This window comes from Pedobacter nototheniae, from assembly GCF_004335085.1.
GTDB classification, from domain to species: Bacteria; Bacteroidota; Bacteroidia; order Sphingobacteriales; family Sphingobacteriaceae; genus Pedobacter; species Pedobacter nototheniae.
In genome coordinates this window covers 1-19,019 of record NZ_RQRS01000039.1, presented here as the reverse complement: position 1 = coordinate 19,019, position 19,019 = coordinate 1, and the positions used below count along the sequence as shown (strand labels likewise).

The 19,019-nt window shown below is 38.4% G+C and carries 21 protein-coding genes and 1 pseudogene; 12 read left to right on the top strand and 10 right to left on the bottom strand.

Features of this window, described 5'->3' with window-relative positions; all coding sequences use genetic code 11:
- The first annotated feature begins 97 nt into the window (after positions 1–97).
- From EHC72_RS22125 to EHC72_RS22105, 5 genes are all read left to right on the top strand, one after another.
- The gene (locus EHC72_RS22125; RefSeq protein ID WP_131539900.1) at positions 98–460 is read left to right on the top strand and encodes a hypothetical protein; all 363 of its coding nucleotides are present in this window, start codon (positions 98–100) and stop codon (positions 458–460) included.
- 126 nt (positions 461–586) lie between these two features.
- On the top strand, positions 587–907 hold the full coding sequence (locus EHC72_RS22120; RefSeq protein WP_131539899.1) for a hypothetical protein: 321 nt from the start codon (positions 587–589) through the stop codon (positions 905–907).
- A gap of 568 nt (positions 908–1,475) precedes the next feature.
- Positions 1,476–1,664, top strand: a complete 189-nt coding sequence (locus EHC72_RS22115; protein ID WP_131539901.1) for a hypothetical protein — start codon at positions 1,476–1,478, stop codon at positions 1,662–1,664.
- Positions 1,652–2,908, top strand: coding sequence for a hypothetical protein (locus tag EHC72_RS22110; RefSeq protein ID WP_131539898.1), 1,257 nt, complete (start codon positions 1,652–1,654; stop codon positions 2,906–2,908). Before EHC72_RS22115 ends, EHC72_RS22110 begins: the two co-directional genes overlap by 13 nt.
- 14 nt (positions 2,909–2,922) lie before the next feature.
- Positions 2,923–3,594, top strand: coding sequence for a hypothetical protein (locus tag EHC72_RS22105; protein WP_131539897.1), 672 nt, complete (start codon positions 2,923–2,925; stop codon positions 3,592–3,594).
- A gap of 227 nt (positions 3,595–3,821) precedes the next feature.
- On the opposite strand, the gene EHC72_RS22100 is transcribed toward EHC72_RS22105, so the two are convergent.
- The 4 genes from EHC72_RS22100 to EHC72_RS22085 are packed head-to-tail and all read right to left on the bottom strand — an operon-like array spanning position 3,822 to position 7,097.
- Entirely contained in the window at positions 3,822–4,268 is a 447-nt protein-coding gene (locus EHC72_RS22100) for a nucleoside 2-deoxyribosyltransferase (protein WP_131539896.1), read from the bottom strand.
- Positions 4,258–5,187: an ImmA/IrrE family metallo-endopeptidase gene (locus EHC72_RS22095; protein ID WP_131539895.1), complete on the bottom strand. Its 930-nt coding sequence runs from the start codon at positions 5,185–5,187 to the stop codon at positions 4,258–4,260. The genes EHC72_RS22100 and EHC72_RS22095 overlap by 11 nt, the downstream gene beginning before the upstream one ends.
- Positions 5,177–6,532, bottom strand: coding sequence for a thymidylate synthase (locus EHC72_RS22090; protein ID WP_131539894.1), 1,356 nt, complete (start codon positions 6,530–6,532; stop codon positions 5,177–5,179). Before EHC72_RS22090 ends, EHC72_RS22095 begins: the two co-directional genes overlap by 11 nt.
- Position 6,533: 1 nt before the next feature.
- Positions 6,534–7,097: an ATP/GTP-binding protein gene (locus tag EHC72_RS22085; RefSeq protein ID WP_131539893.1), complete on the bottom strand. Its 564-nt coding sequence runs from the start codon at positions 7,095–7,097 to the stop codon at positions 6,534–6,536.
- Positions 7,098–7,588: 491 nt separating this feature from the next.
- On the opposite strand from EHC72_RS22085, the gene EHC72_RS22080 reads away from it, so the two are divergent.
- The 4 genes from EHC72_RS22080 (at position 7,589) to EHC72_RS22060 (ending at position 11,052) form a co-directional block, all read left to right on the top strand.
- Positions 7,589–8,344, top strand: a complete 756-nt coding sequence (locus EHC72_RS22080) for a hypothetical protein (protein WP_131539892.1) — start codon at positions 7,589–7,591, stop codon at positions 8,342–8,344.
- 146 nt (positions 8,345–8,490) lie between these two features.
- Positions 8,491–8,808, top strand: coding sequence for a helix-turn-helix domain-containing protein (locus EHC72_RS22075; protein ID WP_131539891.1), 318 nt, complete (start codon positions 8,491–8,493; stop codon positions 8,806–8,808).
- Positions 8,809–9,511: 703 nt separating this feature from the next.
- Entirely contained in the window at positions 9,512–10,075 is a 564-nt protein-coding gene (locus EHC72_RS22065; RefSeq protein WP_131539889.1) for a BfmA/BtgA family mobilization protein, read from the top strand.
- A gap of 2 nt (positions 10,076–10,077) precedes the next feature.
- Complete coding sequence (locus EHC72_RS22060; RefSeq protein ID WP_131539888.1) at positions 10,078–11,052, top strand: DUF5712 family protein; 975 nt, start codon at positions 10,078–10,080, stop codon at positions 11,050–11,052.
- A 193-nt stretch (positions 11,053–11,245) separates the two neighbouring features.
- On the opposite strand, the gene EHC72_RS22840 is transcribed toward EHC72_RS22060, so the two are convergent.
- From EHC72_RS22840 to EHC72_RS22045, 3 genes are all read right to left on the bottom strand, one after another.
- Positions 11,246–11,452, bottom strand: coding sequence for an SH3 domain-containing protein (locus EHC72_RS22840; RefSeq protein WP_165585919.1), 207 nt, complete (start codon positions 11,450–11,452; stop codon positions 11,246–11,248).
- Between the two features lie 380 nt (positions 11,453–11,832).
- Positions 11,833–12,384, bottom strand: coding sequence for a hypothetical protein (locus EHC72_RS22050; protein ID WP_131539886.1), 552 nt, complete (start codon positions 12,382–12,384; stop codon positions 11,833–11,835).
- 97 nt (positions 12,385–12,481) lie between these two features.
- On the bottom strand, positions 12,482–13,321 hold the full coding sequence (locus EHC72_RS22045; protein ID WP_165585918.1) for a LytR/AlgR family response regulator transcription factor: 840 nt from the start codon (positions 13,319–13,321) through the stop codon (positions 12,482–12,484).
- Between the two features lie 184 nt (positions 13,322–13,505).
- Here EHC72_RS22045 and EHC72_RS22040 point away from each other — a divergent pair, with 184 nt between their 5' ends.
- From EHC72_RS22040 to EHC72_RS22030, 3 genes are all read left to right on the top strand, one after another.
- Complete coding sequence (locus tag EHC72_RS22040) at positions 13,506–13,862, top strand: hypothetical protein (protein WP_131539884.1); 357 nt, start codon at positions 13,506–13,508, stop codon at positions 13,860–13,862.
- A gap of 255 nt (positions 13,863–14,117) precedes the next feature.
- Positions 14,118–14,354, top strand: a complete 237-nt coding sequence (locus EHC72_RS22035) for a hypothetical protein (protein ID WP_131539883.1) — start codon at positions 14,118–14,120, stop codon at positions 14,352–14,354.
- Positions 14,355–14,460: 106 nt separating this feature from the next.
- Positions 14,461–14,820: a hypothetical protein gene (locus EHC72_RS22030; RefSeq protein WP_025141543.1), complete on the top strand. Its 360-nt coding sequence runs from the start codon at positions 14,461–14,463 to the stop codon at positions 14,818–14,820.
- Between the two features lie 32 nt (positions 14,821–14,852).
- On the opposite strand, the gene EHC72_RS22025 is transcribed toward EHC72_RS22030, so the two are convergent.
- From EHC72_RS22025 to EHC72_RS22835, 3 genes and pseudogenes are all read right to left on the bottom strand, one after another.
- Positions 14,853–16,166, bottom strand: coding sequence for a DUF3738 domain-containing protein (locus EHC72_RS22025; protein WP_131539882.1), 1,314 nt, complete (start codon positions 16,164–16,166; stop codon positions 14,853–14,855).
- Complete coding sequence (locus EHC72_RS22020; RefSeq protein ID WP_131539881.1) at positions 16,156–17,601, bottom strand: RagB/SusD family nutrient uptake outer membrane protein; 1,446 nt, start codon at positions 17,599–17,601, stop codon at positions 16,156–16,158. Before EHC72_RS22020 ends, EHC72_RS22025 begins: the two co-directional genes overlap by 11 nt.
- Positions 17,602–17,603: 2 nt before the next feature.
- Positions 17,604–19,019 (bottom strand): annotated as a pseudogene (locus tag EHC72_RS22835) (TonB-dependent receptor); the annotation flags it as partial.

Genomic DNA, 19,019 nt, shown 5'->3' with positions numbered 1-19,019 from the left:
TAGACAACTCTACAGCCATCTTTTTGAATTCATCATCAAATACCCTGTGTTTCATATTAGTCAAATTTAAAATTACTCCTTTAAATCTGCGAGATAAATGTCTCTACTCAAAGGTAGCAACTCCAATAGTGATATGCCGAAAACGAAAGATGGTAAAGGAAACCCAGCTTGGGGAAACAATCCCAATATCCTTAAAGCAGTTTTAGCCAAGCCTGAAGGTACAAAGGTTCGTTTGCTTGCATCTCTCCCAAATTTTGAAAAAGCATATTTTGACATGGAAGTATCAAAGGAAAAGCCATACAATGCGATTCTTACCTTATCAGAAGATGAAAGTAAATTCAAGATAATCAGGCAGTTGTTGGACGCGTTAGTAGACCACGATGCACAGACGCCACAAAATTGCGTGGAGTGGACTGATATAGAACATTTGGAAACTGAGCTGCATAGAGCATTGGGATAAAGATGTCGTAGGACGTCAAAAATGATAACTTCTCCTAATCCAATGGGGAGAAATTAAAACTGGCAAAATATTTAAATACACTAAGCCATTAGTCATCAATGTAGTTGACTAGCTAAATATTACAATATGTCATACGTTTACAAAGAATCGGAACTTTATTTTAATGGATACAATCCGCATCACGTTCCAGGTGATAACCCTAATATCAGAGGCAAAATTGATAGAGATAGATTTGATAGGCATGAAAAATATGAGATCGTACCGCTCATTAATGAATTTGCAAAGTTAAAAAACTTAACAATGAAGAAACAGTGCAGGTTAGTAGAGGCAATTATTCACGAACATTTGCCATCTAATATAGTAATGCGCGTTGATGTATTGAAGTGGCTGTCCGAGAATTTTACTAAATGGGATCTCAAAGAAGGTAGTCAAGCTGATCAAGACTAGAAAATAAATGGGCGGGCAACAATAAAAATTGTCAGCCCTTTTTTTGTAGCCTATCTTTTAGTAGCGCTATATTTTATAATAACAGGAGGAAAGCGAATAACTTCCTAAGGTCCTTTGTCAAATTAGATTCAATACTTCTGATTCGGTTTAGAATTGGCTATTTGACTAAAATTATAAATAAAAAAGAATGTAACCGACAGAGGCTAATTATTTTAGCTAACAAATTGTTAATAACTTAAATTACTAAACAAATGCGCATTTCAATATATTTGTCTAATAGATAAGACTAATATTATAAGGTTTGTTAAAATAATAAAAAGCTCAGGAAACTTCGACATATCCTGAGCCTTATAAAATTTATCATTCGCACCAAGGGAATTAGAATGCGAACATTGAGATAGCCTCGTTATTTAGCATGTACAAAAGTATAAATAATATACTTTTTCAGACTACAAAATCGTACTCTTTTTCCCCTATGCCTTGGGGTTACCAGCCTTGCTTATTTCTGGAATTAAATTATGTGCTCAATTTATGGAGTACGATTTCTTCATTATTCAAATTTAAAGCAATGACAACAAATGGTAAGCTTGGCGATAGTCGCCGGCACGGAGGAGTAAAAGACCGCTCACAAACTTTTAATCACGAGAAAGAGCAATGGGTAAAAGGAGCTGCTCAAACAGGTAAGTTTATGGCTGTAAAGCAAGATGGTTTGTTTCAAGTGTACAAGAAAGGAGAAAGGGTAATATGGATACTTTAGATTACTTCAATCAAAAAACTTATAGTCTTGAAAAAATTCAAGATATAGGCAAAAAGGTTACTTCGAAAGATTTGTTTGACATACTTAAAAACCAAGAGGTAAAACAATTCGTGGAAGAAAACTACGAGATTACTGATGACAAAATCACCATAGATAAAATAGGCGCTATTAAAGCCATCGTTGAAAATTACACCACAAGGTTTGAAACTTATAGGGTTTTATGTGAAGGTAAAGATACTAAGGTTGAGTTTGTGAAAAATAATGAAAAAGACGTGTTTTTTATTCTTGCAAATTGTGCAAATGAAGAAGCTGAGGACTTAGGTGAAATCGAAGCAATGTCAATCTATGATTCCCTCAGTTTATTTTACGACGACAGAAAACTCAGTCAGCATATTAATTATATTAAAACAAATCATCGAGACCAGAATCTATTAAATTCTATAAATAATTCTTGGGCTGATTATTATGCGAGAAAGAATAAATCATCAAAAGAAAAATTGTTTCGCATTTTGAAGGATAATCAAAAGGGAGATTATTTTGTAAAGAGTTTCAACACCAGAAAGTACAAAGAATACGGCGTAGCGGAAACATTTGCACTGACGATACTTGAATTGAACAAATTACAACAGGATGAAAATTACAAGTTTGACATTACAAGTTTAGCAATCAGTGAAGCAAAAATAGAGATCACTATAACTTCTAATAAAGAATATTACCTTAAAGGATTCGGTAAATTAAGAGCCTCCATAACTATTCGAAATGAAGACCAAGGTAATACGTCTTTAGGATTCTACAGCACAATTGATTTTAACTTGGAAAAAGAAATCGGTGGAAAAATATTCCTATATCCAAATAAGGAGATAGAAGGGATAAAATTTAAAAAGACTTTTCAGCATACAATTGCTGCTGTTACATTTGTCGAAGCTCACCAGATCATTGGCGATTTAATTGGAGAAGTAGATCGTGTTTACGGGGACATACATTTTATGAAAAACAAGCATACTCCTGATGAATTAAGAGCAAAGATTTTTGAAAGAGTAAATTCTAAGAGAGGAATGTTTAAAGGTGTTGAAGAGTTAAGTGATCTCTTTAGGAAAGATGTTGACAATGAGATATCTAATATTAAGCAATTACTGGAATTGTGCTCTAAGGCGGAAGTGTTGGAAATGGAATATGATACGAAATTCAAATTAAGGTATTTGATTTCTAATGTTTTATTGTATGGTAAGAATGAATTAGAATAGTTAAAAACTCAGATATGAAAAAGATTTCAGTTTCCAATGTAATTAAGTTCATTAGAAAAGGTGATAGAAGTAGAGTGGCTTTTATAGCAAACCTAAAAAAGCCCAAAGTCAAAACTGATGATTCCGGTGGAGGTAATTATTGGATGTGTTCTACTAGCACCATCAGTCAAGTTTTTAAATCAGAGGAATTGAGTGAGTTAGAAAAGAAAATCCAGATTCTCGTAGAAAAGAAGCGTGATACACCAAAAAACGTTTCAAAAGGTATGTACCAAAAGAACATTGACATACTCTACAATGCAAAAGACTTTGATTATTCGGAACTGAAACCTTATTTCGATATTGAGTATCTCAAGAATACAAATGTAATATTGGAATTGAATACCGTTCCTGTTCAAATTATTCCTAACCACGTATTTAAATTTCAAGAAAACGCAATGGAGAAAGTAGGTGCAATTTGGATCGTCGCTAACATCAAAACCTACAAAAAAGAAGAGTTAGCGGTATTTGCCTATAGCCTGTTTCAATACTTAAAGCGTATCTATGAGGATAAGTATCAAGTAAGTGAAGATTATTGTATTGTGTTAGATGTTACAACGTCCAACGTGTTATCTTATAAGCAGGCAGCTGATTTTGGCCATCTAAATTTTGTTCATGAAACGCTAGCTGTGATAAAGAAAATGATATAGCTTAAGATTGCGTTAGAGCGAAGAACTGTAGATATAAATCACATTGATAATATATCGTTAGGTTTATCATTTTCTAGACTACTAAAAAATTAACCTACTTTGAAGAATACAAATATTATCCCTTTGGTATGACCAAAAAGGCTCCGTCTGCGGCTTGGAATAAAACTTATGGTAATATAATTGATGGAAGAACTTCTCCACCAATTGCATTTTTTTAGGAATTGATGTTAACTTGTTTGGCTGAGAGAGCGTAGACATAAATTCAGCTTAGAGACTAAATCATCTTTATTGTCAAATTCAATAGAAAAAGCATTATCTGTTGCTTGCAACATTCCTTTCAGAAATCTTGAGACTTTTCTCTTGCTTTCAGTTATAGCAATAATTGGGATTTGATTTGCTATACAGATTGACAATTCTGCACCTACACCCAATGACGGTTCGCCAATATAGGAAATAACTAAAGATGACTTTATGAGCTCTTCAAAATCCTTTTGATAAACATCTATGTCGGATATTTCACTATTTTTAATAGGATCTGTATTATTATGTGGCAAATATGATTGCAGTCCATTTTCATCACAAATCATCGCGATATCATTATATAATTTTTTAACTCTATCAAGATTTTTTGCAGCCATCAAAGCACCAGAAATGTAGACTCTATTAGTTGTCATTTTTGCAGTAATTAGTTTTTACTTTCTTGAATTTTTTCTTGTCTTTGAATATAATCATTACAAAACAATCATCATATGTTAATTCATCATTAACGATTAATTCATCAAATATCGGAAGATTATTATTCGAATTCCGTGAATGTGGAAAAAGAAAAGTTAGAGCGCTGCACTCTGTTGTCTTATCGTTCATAATCACATTGAAATCATCCAAGACCATTCTTTTTTCAAAGTTTTCAAATGGATTCGGACTGATGTGTCTTACAGTACAACCGTTCGGAAGCCATATTGACTTTGTAGCAAACTTATATTTTGGGAAGTGACGATAAACCCTATATTCCATTTTTTCTAATTCATGTCTTGCATGATTTCTCCAAATTAGAATATTTGCGTCTAGATGTTCAGAAAGTCTTACAAATAACGCATCATATGAAACCATAAACTTATCATATATCTTTTTTAAGCCCGTGGCATTAATCCCATGCTCAACGAGGTTCTTTTCAAGTTCAATTTCATTTATTAACAACTCTGATGCACCAATGTCACAGAGTTTTTCTATTTCATCATGTTGCTTTCTGTCAAATGAATTTATAGGTGTGTTTATGGCATTAAATATTATTAGGTGTGTAAGCTCATGTGCAATTGTAAATCGATTTCGTCTCCAATTTTTTAATTTACTTATTTCAATCTCAAATCCATCAGGTGATAACTTCAAAAAACTATCTTCTTTTTTTACAACAGTATTATATTGGACTTTTAAATTAAATTTCTTGCATATCGGTTTTAGTGGGATTGGGGCATTTTTTAGATTTAATGAAGCTAAAATTTGCCTGCAAATCACCTTCACGGCAGATTTTTCATCCGGAGTATTAAAGAGGTGCTTGAGTTTTTCAGTAGGTATTATTTCTTGATCATTCAACATTAAATAAGTTGTTGGCTGCTATTAAAAATTCATCTTTTGATATTTCTGGGTTATCATTTCTTGCTGCGATATTTCGTATTTCATTCACATTTCCAACTAATGTTTCCCGTAGAGTTATATATTTCTGTAAGTTAATTATTTTACCGCTTGAATTATCTTCGCTGTTCTGATTAAATTCTTTGCACCGAGTTTCGAATGAATTCAATTTTCTGGCAAATTGCGTATAGGCAAGGTAGTCAGGGTTACCAGTCATGTTACCAAAAAGATCTTGTTGAGTTGCAACATTTATTATTTTTAGCTCTTCTGCATCAAGATATTTTTTATACGGGTCTTTAATTAAATCTGAAACTTTTTTTAGTGCTTCTTTATCCGATGTTTTCTTAGACACAATAAAGTATAAAAGCAAATAATAAAATTGCTTCCAGTAATCGTCTAATTCTATTTTGTCTTTTTCCCTTTCTCCGATAACTATTATATCTCGCAACCACTCATCTATGTTTGAGTTGTTTAATCCTGCCGATATATGACGGATTTTTGCTTCAAGACGAATCAGTTTTTTTACCTCCCCCATCGGTTTTGGTTCAAATGGCATCGCCGGGAATGTCACACCTTTTATTTCATCAATATTGTCGACCGCTTTTTGAGCATTTTCATAATTCTCCTCATAAATATGCATTGATAAGGCATTATAATGCATGCTTCCCATTTCAACTCCGACTTCTTTCGCAATAATTTCTGCAAGAAGCGAAAATTCAAAAATATTATAAGGAAGCAATATAAAAGCATTATTTGAACGCATAACAACCGTTGAAATTAATTTATTATTCCGTATGTGATAAAAAATCCCAAATGTACAAGGAATGTCCTTTGAATCTCTAATTGCATCTATTGGATGATAAATAGAAACTGCCGCACGCCTCGTTGATGGGTCCTCTTTTAAGCGTTTGATTACTGCCTCAATTTGATCAAGCCCTGGACTCGCATTAAACATCCTGGCGCCATAGCTTGAACCAGGAACTGTAAAATCATCATCGGAAAAATTTGAAACTTTGAGACCCCAGTAAAACTCGATGTCTGCTAAGCGATTGTTTGCTGCCATCATCCAAACAAATCTTGCCAATGCCCCTGGGAGGTTGAACCCTCGTTTGTTATTTGTAAGAAGGCGTTGCGTGGGATTTTTAAGAACGAGGTAATAATTCAAAATCTCCTTAAATTTTTTATTGCTTCCGACTGAAAGTGTATCTGCAGCTTTAACTTCAGAGCCTGAAGAGAGAATATCTTTTAATGTAGATTTATATGCTTCATTAGCATTTTCTGATACATTAGTTTCGACTGTTAATGCCATACTATTGAATGTTTAAGGTTTTGAGGATTGCATTTCCACGTCCTTCTATGTTGCCAGTTATTCTCTCATAATTAATATCGTGTTTTTTTAACAGGCCGAGAATGAGCCCATCAATTTCTAACTGAAATTTTTCATCTGATTCCCTTACTCCATCGTCTAAAGGTTTGAACTCGATTGGTAGGTAAAACACCTTATCGTATGTCTTACAATGTTGGGAAATGAAGCTCTCATATATTTCTGTATAATTTCCTTCTGAAATTTCTTTTCCAAATAAACTCAAAGAGTACGCCCAATGGTCAAATAATGTCCTATCACAAATTTGCATATCTACTCCTTTTTGATTTTGCTCTTCAGTTATCAATTGTCCCAACAAAATCAAAGACTGTTTCAACAACGAGTTTTTTCCTCGCCGGAAGTATTCCTTGTCATTTACAGCCTCACAAATTAATCTTGGAACCTCTGGTGTGACTGAGGCAATTATACTTCTTTTGGTAAATTCGTTTTTTAAGAAATTGGCAAGTGTAGATTTGCCAGTTCCGTGTGCTCCAGTAAGCGCTATTTTCATGTTGAGTTTTAGGTTTGCGTTAATTAATTATTCTTGCTACTTTTTATATAGCTGTAAAGAAAACTTAGAGATAAATAGTTATCTAGAAAGATGATTAATCTCACAAAAATGTGATTTGGAGATTTTTTAAACGATAATTGAAGGCAATGCTTGAGATTTCCGTATTCATTGAGAGATTAATTTGGTTAATAGTATTAAGGCATTAAACTCATTAAAAGTATAACAGCCTTATTGTTAGTTTACTTAGTTATAAACTTAAGAAAGAAGTTTAACATAACCTAAAAATTGTGAACATTGAATAAGTAATTTTATAAGTTTATTTTCAAATATTGAATTTTAGTCCCTCATTTTTATTAAGCGACATCCTTTGGAGAAACATTTATTCGCTAAGGCTTACTTTGGTAGAAACTTATTTTCGCTATTCGTATATTAGAGCTAACCTTAAACCACCTTCCTATGAGGCTATCGATGGGAAAGTAAAGTGTGATGTTATGATAGAATATTTTTTTAAGTTTCGGGCGAGATTCGACTTCTCTCCGCATCCATATGAGATTGGTAACCCAGTATTCCCTAACAGAAAATTAGAGGATAATTTCTTTGCGCTGAAACTTTACAGTCTTCCTAGTGGTGAGTATAAAGCATTCTACGACTTTCATCTAAGCCATTATCTGGCCAGGAATCCAAACGGGCATGAAGCCTTTTTCCGTAAGGTAAACAGCAGCATCCAGAGAAGAATTACTTTTTATTCAGCTAAGGATCCATTCAAATCCGTATATGAGATTCATTCTGACAACCTTGATAAATTAGAAGCCTTCCTAGGATTCTTAAATACCATTGATGAATGGAATGTAAACACTTCGACAGAAAAGATGCTGAATCAAAGGGATGCGGAAATTGCGCAGCTCAAAAGTAGCTTAGCAAAAATGCAAGCCCAGCTCGATGAAATGTTGCAGTATGAGGCGAGCGAAAAAATTGTAATCAACAGTGGAAATTTAGCTGCATTTATGGATCTGATGCGTCAGTTTCAAAAGCTCATGCTACCAAATGGTAAAAGGCTGGTAACCACTCAAGGTTATAGCCCATGGTATAAAATGGTTGCCAAAAATTTTGTGCATGGAGATAAACCAATACCACTGGCAACTGCCCAGAATTATTTTTCTTCCGAGGATTCCTCTAAATATATTTTCATATCTGATAAGGATCGAGCTTTTGATATCGTTCCGGTTAAACCTGTTAATCGACACTAGCGTAGTTTAAAGCGCAGCTATGCCCAAACACCTCCAATGGGCATCTGATTACATGTTTCTGTTCTCACTTTTGATGTGAAATCTCCAAATAGATAGCTTCTTGTTATGGCTAGCTAGAGAGTATTGATCATTAAATTTTAAGAGACATGAATTTAGACCTGGTTACCAAAAGTGATCTGCTTGAACTGAAAAGCGATCTGATCGAAGAGATCAAGAAAATTGTTCAGCTCCAAACTAGTCTACCTGATGAGTACCTCAAAAGTTCTGAGGTCAGGAAGCTGATGAAAATTTCAGCCGGCACCTTGCTGCATCTACGGGTAAGCGGCAAGCTGCCCTTTACCAAGATTGGCCGCATTGTATATTTTAACCGTGAGGATATCAGGCGGATCCTGGGTAATGGCACGCGTGAAAATGCTGTTGTCAAACGGTTATTTCGGGGGGAGGCACATGGGGAGCATAAATAAAAACCTTGAATATCTTAAACACCGTATTCAGGCGGATCAAAGACTTTCCGCATTTCATGTGAGCCTCCTAGCGGCGCTGATCTTTACCTCAGAAAATTCTGGATTGACTCACCCTTTTCAGGTCAGCCGGAGCAGGCTCATGCGTTCATCCAAGATCTATTCAACCTCGACCTATCACAAGTGTATTGGTGAACTTCAGGTTTTTGGATACATCTTTTACAGCCCCTCTTATAATCCATTCCTCGGAAGCCGGGTATCCTGGAACCTTGAAGACGAAACTGTGTTGAGCTGCAATTTATCTTAAGGACGACTATGGATGTTGTGAGTGCAACATAATAATTGAGCATTTCAAAATAGTTTTTTTAAATAATTCTTATGGGAGATCTGTTGGGATCGGTCTCCCACTAAAAAACTCTGAGGGGCTAAAGCAACATGCAAAAGGTCCTTTTTCATTTTCAGAAAAAGGAGCAAGCGGTGGTTGGGCAGAGCCTCACCATCTTAGCCTTACGCTAGCGTAAAGGCTGTTTGGAGAACCCTCCAGGGGTTCTCTTGGCCGCTGACGGCGGCAGGATTAAAGGAAAAGGGACCCTGGTGAGGGTTTGGGATATATAGATATGTATATGCATAAATAGCTGTATGTCTATAGGGCAATATATACTGCGATATACATAACAAGTTACTTAACGAACAACTAATAGCTGAAATGGAAACTTTAAGAACCATAAAATATAATACGCAGACGGCAGTCAAAATGGACAGGATTGCGCAAAAGCTTGGCCGTCCGAACCGGCTGGTATTTGCGCAGATGGTGGATTACTTCTTTCGGAGCAAGAAAGATCCGCTGGATATCAATGATGAACTGTTAAAAAATACACTGCTCAGGCAGCACAAGGATTACATCGGTTTTATCAAGACCCAGGAAAATGACCTGCTTATTCCGATCAAAAGAGAGGTGGATAGAATGACGGGTAACCAACGTGATATCAATAACCTTTTAAAGCAGATCGAGAAAAAAAGCGTTGCCCTGGCGAGTGGACAAAATGAACTTTTATCTGCTGGCAAGAATTACCGCAGCAAATTATCGAATACTGATGAATTGCTCAAAAGCATCCTGATGAAACTATCTACAGGTGAGCAGCTTAAAAAACAGTTTCAATATATACTCAGTACTTATATCAAAAGCAGGGATGCCTTTAGTATGATGACTTCGGCTAGGGAGAAAGAGGAACTTGTCAGGATAACCAGAAACCAGATTGACCTTTTATAACCATGTACATCAATATTACCGATAATAAGGAAGCGAGTAATAAGGGCAGCAGTGGTGGTCTGGTTAATTATTTGGAAAAGGAGAACCGGACCGAGGAGCTAAAGCAGCCGGAACTCTGGTTCAATGGGAACCGGCAGGATGTGGAGGCCTATGAAGTACGCCGGGCATTGGATGGAAACAATGCCAAGCTAGGGCGGCATGAGGCGAAGTTTTTCCTGATCAACATCAGCCCAAGCCAAAAGGAACTCGAGCATCTAAGGAAATCGGTTGGGGATTCTGATATGAAAAATGTGCTGAAAGCATATACAGAGAACGTAATGGATGAATATGCCAAGAATTTCAAACGTCCTGGGATAAACAGCAATAAGGATTTGCTCTGGTTTGGCAAAGTCGAGCATAACCGATATTATAGCCATAAGGATGCAGCGGTTAAAGATGGTAGCCGGAAGCGTGGAGAAAAAAAGAGTGGAAACCAGCTGCACATACAAGTGATCGTCAGCCGCAGGGACATCACCAATAAAATAAAGCTCAGTCCCATGAACAGCTCAAAAGGCCGAAATATTACGCATTCCAGAAAAATGGGGCAGTTTGACCGGATGGCTTTTAAGCAATGTGGGGAGCGCTTATTTGATGGACAGTTTGGTTTTGAACGCAACCTGAAAGATACACTGGCCTATGCCAATATTTTAAAGAATGGAACTTTACAGCAAAGGGAGCAGTTGGATATCCTGCAAGAGGCGTCTTTGAAAAATGACCAGAGTGGGTCTGTGGTTAATCAACTTGCATTAGGCGTCGCTGAGGGAATTTTTTCTTCTGTTGGGAGCATGATCGAATCTACCGGTAAAACCGTAGGCGAATTTTTGGAAGTTTTGATGGAGCCAGTACATATTCCGGATATCGCGTCTGATACTATTGAAGAAGCAGAAAAGCGAAGAAGGAGAAAAGCAAGGCAACAACAGCAGGGTATGCAGCGTTGAAAGGAAGGACTATAGTTTTATAAAAAATCAAAAGGCATGAGAGGGCAATCCTCTCGCGCCTTGCGGCCTGCGAAACTCCAGTGGCACTATCCCAGCATGTTTCGCTTTAGCTTCTACAGGAAAAAAATAACGGAGATAAATAAAAATGAATTTATTTCCCACTATCAAGCTTAGAGGTTATTCGGACATGATATCAGTTTATTCCTGCCAGATTACAATAACCTGTAGTTCCAGAGGACAGGACTTTCACCTTTACCCACTCTCCCTTTTTTGCAAGCAGTTTTACTTTTTGGTTGCGCTTAAGCGTTTCTATAACGGGATAGGATAATCCTGGCCCTGAGCGAAGACTGATTTCTTTAAGTTTTACCGCGGATAAAGATTCAGAAACGTAACTTTTCATATTGCTCTTTTCAGCACTGAATGAATGCTTTTTCTGCTGACCAGATGCAGATGATCTCGGACTGTAGCTAGATGCTTTTTTGCGGGGGCTAGAGAATACCGGGGTTTGCGATTCAACAGATGAGCATACCCCACAGGTGCCTCCACTCCCGCAGTGGGCACAGCGGGAACAGTTTTTACACGCCGAACAATAAGCCGAACCGGTGCATCTTCCTAGCTTGCTTTCATTGACTGTGCCAAGTGAAGATATCTTTTGGCAATTGCCAAGAAAATAACAGCACATCAATGTTATTGAAAAAATAAATGCTTTCATGATTTTGTTTTAATATAACGATTTAAACGTTGCTAAAGTAAAATGTAATTGAAGATATATCCGGCAGTCTATTTATGCTGCCAGCATCTGCCACCTCCGACAACAACCCGTTTGCAATAGCCTCCGGTCTTGTTTTTTGCCCCGCAAACTGAAGATGTTGGCGCGGTGGTTCCACCTGAGTTGTTCCCGCCGGTTGGGGTGGTGGAAACATAACTGCCAAAACTTGATGTGCCGTTTCCAGAAACGGTGTTATAGGAAAGATCCGCACGGTTATAACCGAGATTTCCGTATACCGCTTCCTCGTCCTTTAAGATATAAGCCTGGATGGTCTGATAACTTGAAATGATTGATGAAACGCTTAACTTCAAGTCAAAGGAAATCTTTTTCTCGATTTTATAAGTCCATTTGCCTATGTTGCTCGTTACCGTTTTAGTCTGATTGCTTGCATCGATATAGGAAATGTTACAGTAATCACAGGTTACTTCATAAGAAAAAGCTACCGGAACTTGCTCCTGCTCCTTTACAGTTTCCTGCGCTGCTTTCTTGCAGGAGCTGTGTATCATCACCGCTAAAATAACTAGTGCGGTAGACATTACTGATTTTTTAAAAATTGTGCTCATATTTTTGATTTGAATTAACGTGAGCCAAGGTAGGAGAAACTAAAAAGACATCATTACGGGTTTCCGTAAAGTTGTCATGAATCCCTCGCAAACTTTACTAAGAGTCTGTTTTTAACCAGTCTATAAATAGAGGGGCTTTTGAACGGCTGACATTTATAGGTTCTGGGGTTTCTGGTTGTAATCTTACTTTAAGGCCTTTGTGTGGAATCTTTACATAACCTTCTACTGCCGCAGATGAGACAATATAACTTCTTGTTGCTTTGAAAAAAGATGCTTCGTCTAGTTTTTTATAGAGACTGTCTAAAGCTATAAAACACACATCAAGATCACTATTATGATGCTGGATATAGGTTGTCCCATTTTCTACATAAATATAGGCAATAGCTGCGGTTGAAATTTTCTTCTCTCCCTTCCCATCAGGGATAAATAGATACAAAACCGGCGCTGGTTTTGGTTTTCCAGCCGTACTATTTAGCCATTCCGAAGATCTATAGATATAATAATAGACCATATGCAGGAGATTGATCATGATACAAATGAGTACAAGTAAGCTGGACATATTCCGGATATACCTTGTTGAGCTGATATTGACGTTGAGGAAATAAAAAGAAACCCAACTGAAAAAATAACAGATCAGTATAGGTGCCATAAATCCTAATAGAATCTGAAAAACAAGCCTTTTCCATAAATCTTTCTCCCAGAGCCACTTTGAATCCAGATAACTTGTGAACATATTGGTAAAGGTTATCATGATGAAAACGGTTGCAAATGTATTCGCACATGCAATGTGATACCAATCTTGGGTTAAGGTATGCCAAAACCGTGAGTTCATAGTTGGCCAGTTTAAACAAAGCGTTATGCATAGCGAGATCAGCATCATCCAGCCAAAGCTGAAATAATCCGGAAGATTTTTGCCATCTGATTTCTTGCTATGCATAAACTGCCTTATTAGTTTCATAAAAATACAAAAAGACCATTTTATTGGCCAGTCATTGGGGGCAATTCATCAAAGTGAGTGACAGTTCACCACCGAAATTAGTGCAGTTGACGGAAAAACGTCCTTTTTGCCTCTATTTTTCTGAAAGGATAGGCCTAAATTTATTCAAGCAATCCGATAGGCAATGAACAATGATTTTAATGAACAGCCGTCAGGCCCTGAAAAAAAAGAGTATAAATTTCTTTGGATGAGATTTAAAAAGCCGGAACGGGGAGAAGTTTATCAAAGCCTTTTTGGCATTATCGCAGTTGTCATTGGCGTTGGACTGGCAGCACTATTTCCTCAGAAAAATTGCACATGCGAGGATCAGATAACAGACCTGCGACTGGAAACCCTGGCCCGTCAAGGCAATACACAGGTCATGCACTATCAACGGGAGCGTGAAAGTGTCATTATTTGTGCCGCTAAGAGGGAAGAGCTCCTCAAAAAGCTTGAGCAAGAGAAAAGACGGCGTCCCAATAAAGAAAACAGGCCCGATTGATTTGGGAAAAAATATTGAAATATGGTGGGTAGCACCTGTTTTCAACCGCTCTTCCCGGGCGTTAAGTAGAAAGCGCTAAGATAATCTGCCCAGAAGTTGATTAGGTTATTGGTGCGAAAACCGGCAGGTGCTCGTAAGTTTTGACCGGACTTTATACAGGGGACGCAGGCGCAGCGATAAGCGCGTATATTTTTAGAATGGGCATGCAACAGCCAGGTTGTTGCAAAAGGGTAATGTTAGGCAAAAACAGGAATTATGAAAACTTTAAGGGTAGCTATATGGATTGAACGGATACCGGAAATAATTTTCCGAACCGGCCTTTCTGTGCTTACAACGCTAATCCTTAAAATGATTAAGAAACGTTTAGCTAATGTAGAGGTAAAATTAGGTTCACCTGCGTTAAATGAGCCCAATATATCCCACGCCAAAAAGAGAGTAGTTGTTTATTTTCCACATGTTCGCAAATATGCGCTGTTCCCGGCGAGGCCGTGAGGCCTGATAAAAGGAAAAAGGCTGTCCAAAGCTGAACAGTCCTTTTCGGAATGCCCGCCACAAGGGCGACCATAATTAAATCATTTTAAATTTAAACAATATCGGTATGTATACCAAATCATTTAATACTAAAAAAACATGGCTTGGAGCTATGTTTACATTTGCTCTTATAGCAATCATGGGTTTGACTTTTGCATTTAAACCATCGGATAGTAGTGCCAATAACAAGAAAGTACAGCCAAATCTGTACTGGTATCAGATCAGTTCTTCGGGTACATTACAGACGCAGCTTAACAGCACCCCTCAGACAAAGGATGATTCTATGCCTGGTGGCAGCAATCCCCTTACCTCTTGTGAGGATCAGACTGCTGCTGATTGTATCAGAGGCTACGAAACTGTTCAGACGATTGATGATATCGCTCCCGCTCCAGCGGACAACGACCATCGCGTAAGGTTCAGTAATTAATGATTAAGGGGTGGTAATGGATGGTTATTCCTTCACCACCCCTTTTTTTCCCTTATTACCAGGACATCAATTGGCCTTTTCTGTTCAACAAGGTCGAGCCCATATTGCTTTAACTGTGCTCTGATTTTTCCCAGATTAAAACTATCAACAGCATTTCCGTTTAATTCAATGTCTATGTTTCCTGAATAACCGGTTTCGTCCACAAATGGCTTTTCTAGTCTAAGCGCTACCCAGGAACTTAAAATATTTGAAAAAGTCTTAAAAGGACGGTTGATCAGTCTCCTAACCGAATCAATTTGACTGGTCCGGATATCAGACATCCTAAAATTTGAAGGCCCTGTTTTCTGAGACTTTAGCTTATCCATGCTTCCTACCTTTACTAAAATCATACTACTAATCAATTTTTTTTCTACTCTTGCATCAAATCCAGGATATCGCTTCAGATCTGAACGCATCATAATGAACCTTTCTTCGGCCATATTTTCCGGCAACAGCAGTGCATAGTTGTATAGATTTTTTCTCTTCCAATCGTGAGCCAGTTCTTCCTCTTTAGGTGAAATAAACCGTTGAGTATCGTTCACATCCAATACAATGTTCCATTTCTTGGAAAAATCGTATTTCCCCTGTTCCCCGAAAGCTTCCCTGTATAAATTCATGAGGTCATAGTTATGGAATGATAACCCATTCTTTCCTATCGATCCATTTAAATTCACCCCTGGAATCGCTTTTGAAAGATAGGAATAGCTAATTACGCTAGGCTCATATTCCCTGTCAAATAGAGATGTTAAGTATTTACGCCTTTCCCTGTAATCCTCTAAATTTACCTTGTTTCCGGCTAGGAATCGACGAATGGATGCTGCCGTAAGCTCATTGGTCATCTGGTGAAATTTCCCTTCTCCGTCTATCCACGCATAGGCAGGATTAGCGCGATTCGGGAATAATTTGTTGATCGTGACATCACCGGTTACAAATGGAATGTGTGGCCTGAAAAGAAATTTGCGGGTCTCAAAAAACCTTCTTGTTGAATCAAGACTTTCCTTGTTAACCAGCACAATCGTTACCTCATCTGCGAAAAGTCGCTGCAATGAATCTATTTTTGGGAACGACTTTAAACAGGAAATGCAGCTTGGGCTCCAAAAATCGAATATGATCAACTTTCCTCTAATCTTGCCAAGGTCAAACCCTTTCTTAGGGTAGTTATAAATATTTTGAAGCACGATATTCGGAATCTGTTCGCCTTTTTTTAAAGCGGCCTGGGCCATACCTAACAGTGGAAAGAAAATCAACATTAAAATTAGGAGAATTAAATGTTGGGTTTTAGCTATGTTAAATTGTCTAATTTGCATATCCTGGATTTTGGGTTAAAAAAATATTGGTCTGTGTTTCTGAAAAAGGAATGGGATATAATGACATGAAAGGTTTCCAGGTTGGCTTCAGGCTAATAAGTTTTTGGTCAGCCCTACCGCTTCTTTTCAAATCAAGCCATCGATGGCCCCACTCACAAAAGAGTTCGCTCTGACGTTCATGATATATCGCTTCAGTCAGCTCCGCTTTAGTCAGTATATTAGAAAGGTTTGGGAGTGGATTTGTTATGGCAGGTGTTGCTGCTGCCCTAGCTCTGGTTCGAACCACATTCAGATCCGAAACCGCCCCATTAAGGTTGTCCTGAGCTATACGCGCTTCCGCTCTAATCAGGTACTGCTCAGCCAGGCGCAGGATAATAAGACTTTCACTTACCGTGGAGTTGGCCCTAATCTTATATTTGTATGGATAGCTATAACTTACACCATTGACAATATTGCTGGACAACCACCTGCTTTTTCGAAGATCTCCTGGCTCAAATTCATTTAGCAGGTTATCCCTGATCACAAGAGGAGGAACAATTGTACCGGAAGACGGGAGGAAAACGGCTGCTTCCGCGGTGTTAGCCGTTTCCCTTACCAACTGCCAGATGGTTTCATTTGAGGTGTTCAGAAAGGTTTTGTTCAGGTCCGGCTCCATGTTATATAAACCGGAAGATATTACCGCTGATGCTTCTGCCTCTGCCTCAGCCCATCGCTGGCTGTAAAGATAAACCCGGGCCAAAAGTGCTCTGGCCGCGAATAGATTGGGCCTTGCTTTTGCACTACTCGGGTAATTTGCAGTTAGGAGAACTTTAGCTTCCTCAAGGTCTTTAACAATCTGGGCGTAAACGATGGCTGATGACGTTCGTGGCATCACTGCGTTCTGCTCAAAGTCGCTTGTGAGCGTAAGAGGGATATCACCAAAAAGATTAACCAGGTAAAATAAATAAAATGCCCGAATGGTAAGGGTTTCACCGGTTAACTGTTTTTTTGTTGCTGTACTTAATGAGTTTGAGGCAGTCAGTCCTTCCAGAATGGCATTTGCGTGGTAAATGTTGCGGTATGCCGTGCTCCAGATGTTATTGCTGATTATCCCGTTTGAAGAAAGCAGCATATTACCCGAAAAAGGATCATAACTACTGCTTGGCGCAGGATTGAACAGTTCATCCGCCGACAAGCCGGAATATACGCTCAGCCCGCCATTACTCATGCTCAGGTTTAGCGTCACCATCTTGCTATAGAGCCCCATCACTGCTGATGTTGCGGTCTCATTCCCAGAGAATACATCTTTGCTCAGGATCAGATTTCCTGCCTTTGGTACCTCAATTAGCTTTTCACATGCACTCCATAAAAAAGCTGATAATAGCAGGCTCCCAAGAAGCAAGCGCTTAAGATGGGAAATAGGTCCTGGGTTTGTTTTAATTACTGTTGTTTTCATAATTATAGCGTTAATTGTAAACCAGCGGTTATTGTCCTTAAGGGTGGCAACACAAACAGATTCTGGCTTTCCGGGTCTGCTCCTTTATATCCTGTTATGGTTAGTAAATTCTGACCATGAACGTATATACTTAGCTGTTGAAGTTTGAGCTTTTTCACCCATCGCTCCGTAAAGGCATAGTTCAGAGAAACATTTTTGAGCCTGATAAATGATGCGTCACTAAATACTGCACTTGAAGCCGGTAAATAACTTCCCGCCGGCGCATAAGCAGCGCTGCTGCCAGAGGCTACGAAACGCTGAATATCTGCAAGGCCTCCAACAGCTTGCCACCGATCCAGTACAATAGTGGGCTGGTTGAAATAAAAGTAGCCCGGGATGAAGGTCGATTGGGTATATAAGTAGTTATATCCGATCTGTTTTCTGAATTCCAGGAAAATGTCCAGCTTGATATTTTTATAGGAAAAGCTGTTCTGAAGGCCTCCATAGAAATCAGGCTGAGTATTTCTTATCAGAATTCTATCAGAAGCGTCATATAAGCCATCGCCGTTTACATCCCGAAAGGAGTAAATTCCTGTTGATGGATCTACCCCAAGGTATTCGAGCACTCTTTTTGTCGAAAGTGGTTCGCCGATGATATAGGTATTGGCATAGCTGGAGCGATCGAGGCCACTGAATTTAACAAGTTTGTTTTTGGGAATGCTCAGGTTTGCATTAGAGGTCCATTTAAAAGCGCCACTCAGAAAGTAGGTACTTTCAAGACTGATTTCCAGGCCTGAATTCTCCACCACAGCATCGAAGTTTCTTAGAATCGAGGTAAAGCCTGTTTGTATGGGCAGCTGATAATTGATCAGCTGGTTTCCGCTACGGTTTACAAAGTATGCCGCGCTAAGCATGATCCGGTTTTTCAGCACACCTAGCTCCAATGCCACTTCAGCTTTATGGTTTGTCTCCCAGGAAAAATCCGCATTATACAGGCTCGAAGGCTGGAGCCCGGCATTTCCCTGGTAAGGCAGGCTGGAATTCGTCCAGGTATCCAAGAACTTATAGTTCCCAATCTGGTCATTACCTGTTGTGCCGTAGCTGGCCCTTATCTTCCCGAAACTAAGCCAGGATAGTTTTTCCCTAATATAATCCTCCCCTGTAAATATCCATGCCGTTCCAAGGGCGCCAAAGTTTGCAAAACGCTTTCCTGGTCCGAACCTGCTCGATCCATCACGTCTTCCCGTCAGGTTGATGAGGTACTTATCCGCAAAATTATAATTGATTCTTCCATAAAAAGCCGTATAGCGGTATGGAGTTGCTACCTTTGAGTAGAGACATTTATCTCGCAGATTTAAAGGAGTAATTTTAAATTTGACTAATATGAAACACAGGGTATTTGATGATGAATTCAAAAAGATGGCTGTAGAGTTGTCTAG

What these genes read in the sequence shown, in the direction of transcription:
- EHC72_RS22080 (WP_131539892.1), top strand. Translation starts at nt 7,589, where the DNA reads ATGATAGAATATTTTTTTAAGTTTCGGGCGAGATTCGACTTCTCTCCG.
- EHC72_RS22110 (WP_131539898.1), top strand. Translation starts at nt 1,652, where the DNA reads ATGGATACTTTAGATTACTTCAATCAAAAAACTTATAGTCTTGAAAAA.
- EHC72_RS22090 (WP_131539894.1), bottom strand. Translation starts at nt 6,532, where the DNA reads ATGGCATTAACAGTCGAAACTAATGTATCAGAAAATGCTAATGAAGCA.
- EHC72_RS22125 (WP_131539900.1), top strand. Translation starts at nt 98, where the DNA reads ATGTCTCTACTCAAAGGTAGCAACTCCAATAGTGATATGCCGAAAACG.
- EHC72_RS22095 (WP_131539895.1), bottom strand. Translation starts at nt 5,187, where the DNA reads ATGTTGAATGATCAAGAAATAATACCTACTGAAAAACTCAAGCACCTC.
- EHC72_RS22050 (WP_131539886.1), bottom strand. Translation starts at nt 12,384, where the DNA reads ATGAGCACAATTTTTAAAAAATCAGTAATGTCTACCGCACTAGTTATT.
- EHC72_RS22060 (WP_131539888.1), top strand. Translation starts at nt 10,078, where the DNA reads ATGTACATCAATATTACCGATAATAAGGAAGCGAGTAATAAGGGCAGC.
- EHC72_RS22030 (WP_025141543.1), top strand. Translation starts at nt 14,461, where the DNA reads ATGTATACCAAATCATTTAATACTAAAAAAACATGGCTTGGAGCTATG.
- EHC72_RS22085 (WP_131539893.1), bottom strand. Translation starts at nt 7,097, where the DNA reads ATGAAAATAGCGCTTACTGGAGCACACGGAACTGGCAAATCTACACTT.
- EHC72_RS22035 (WP_131539883.1), top strand. Translation starts at nt 14,118, where the DNA reads ATGAAAACTTTAAGGGTAGCTATATGGATTGAACGGATACCGGAAATA.
- EHC72_RS22100 (WP_131539896.1), bottom strand. Translation starts at nt 4,268, where the DNA reads ATGACAACTAATAGAGTCTACATTTCTGGTGCTTTGATGGCTGCAAAA.
- EHC72_RS22040 (WP_131539884.1), top strand. Translation starts at nt 13,506, where the DNA reads ATGAACAATGATTTTAATGAACAGCCGTCAGGCCCTGAAAAAAAAGAG.
- EHC72_RS22105 (WP_131539897.1), top strand. Translation starts at nt 2,923, where the DNA reads ATGAAAAAGATTTCAGTTTCCAATGTAATTAAGTTCATTAGAAAAGGT.
- EHC72_RS22025 (WP_131539882.1), bottom strand. Translation starts at nt 16,166, where the DNA reads ATGCAAATTAGACAATTTAACATAGCTAAAACCCAACATTTAATTCTC.
- EHC72_RS22840 (WP_165585919.1), bottom strand. Translation starts at nt 11,452, where the DNA reads ATGAAAAGTTACGTTTCTGAATCTTTATCCGCGGTAAAACTTAAAGAA.
- EHC72_RS22065 (WP_131539889.1), top strand. Translation starts at nt 9,512, where the DNA reads ATGGAAACTTTAAGAACCATAAAATATAATACGCAGACGGCAGTCAAA.
- EHC72_RS22045 (WP_165585918.1), bottom strand. Translation starts at nt 13,321, where the DNA reads ATGCATAGCAAGAAATCAGATGGCAAAAATCTTCCGGATTATTTCAGC.
- EHC72_RS22020 (WP_131539881.1), bottom strand. Translation starts at nt 17,601, where the DNA reads ATGAAAACAACAGTAATTAAAACAAACCCAGGACCTATTTCCCATCTT.
- EHC72_RS22115 (WP_131539901.1), top strand. Translation starts at nt 1,476, where the DNA reads ATGACAACAAATGGTAAGCTTGGCGATAGTCGCCGGCACGGAGGAGTA.
- EHC72_RS22120 (WP_131539899.1), top strand. Translation starts at nt 587, where the DNA reads ATGTCATACGTTTACAAAGAATCGGAACTTTATTTTAATGGATACAAT.
- EHC72_RS22075 (WP_131539891.1), top strand. Translation starts at nt 8,491, where the DNA reads ATGAATTTAGACCTGGTTACCAAAAGTGATCTGCTTGAACTGAAAAGC.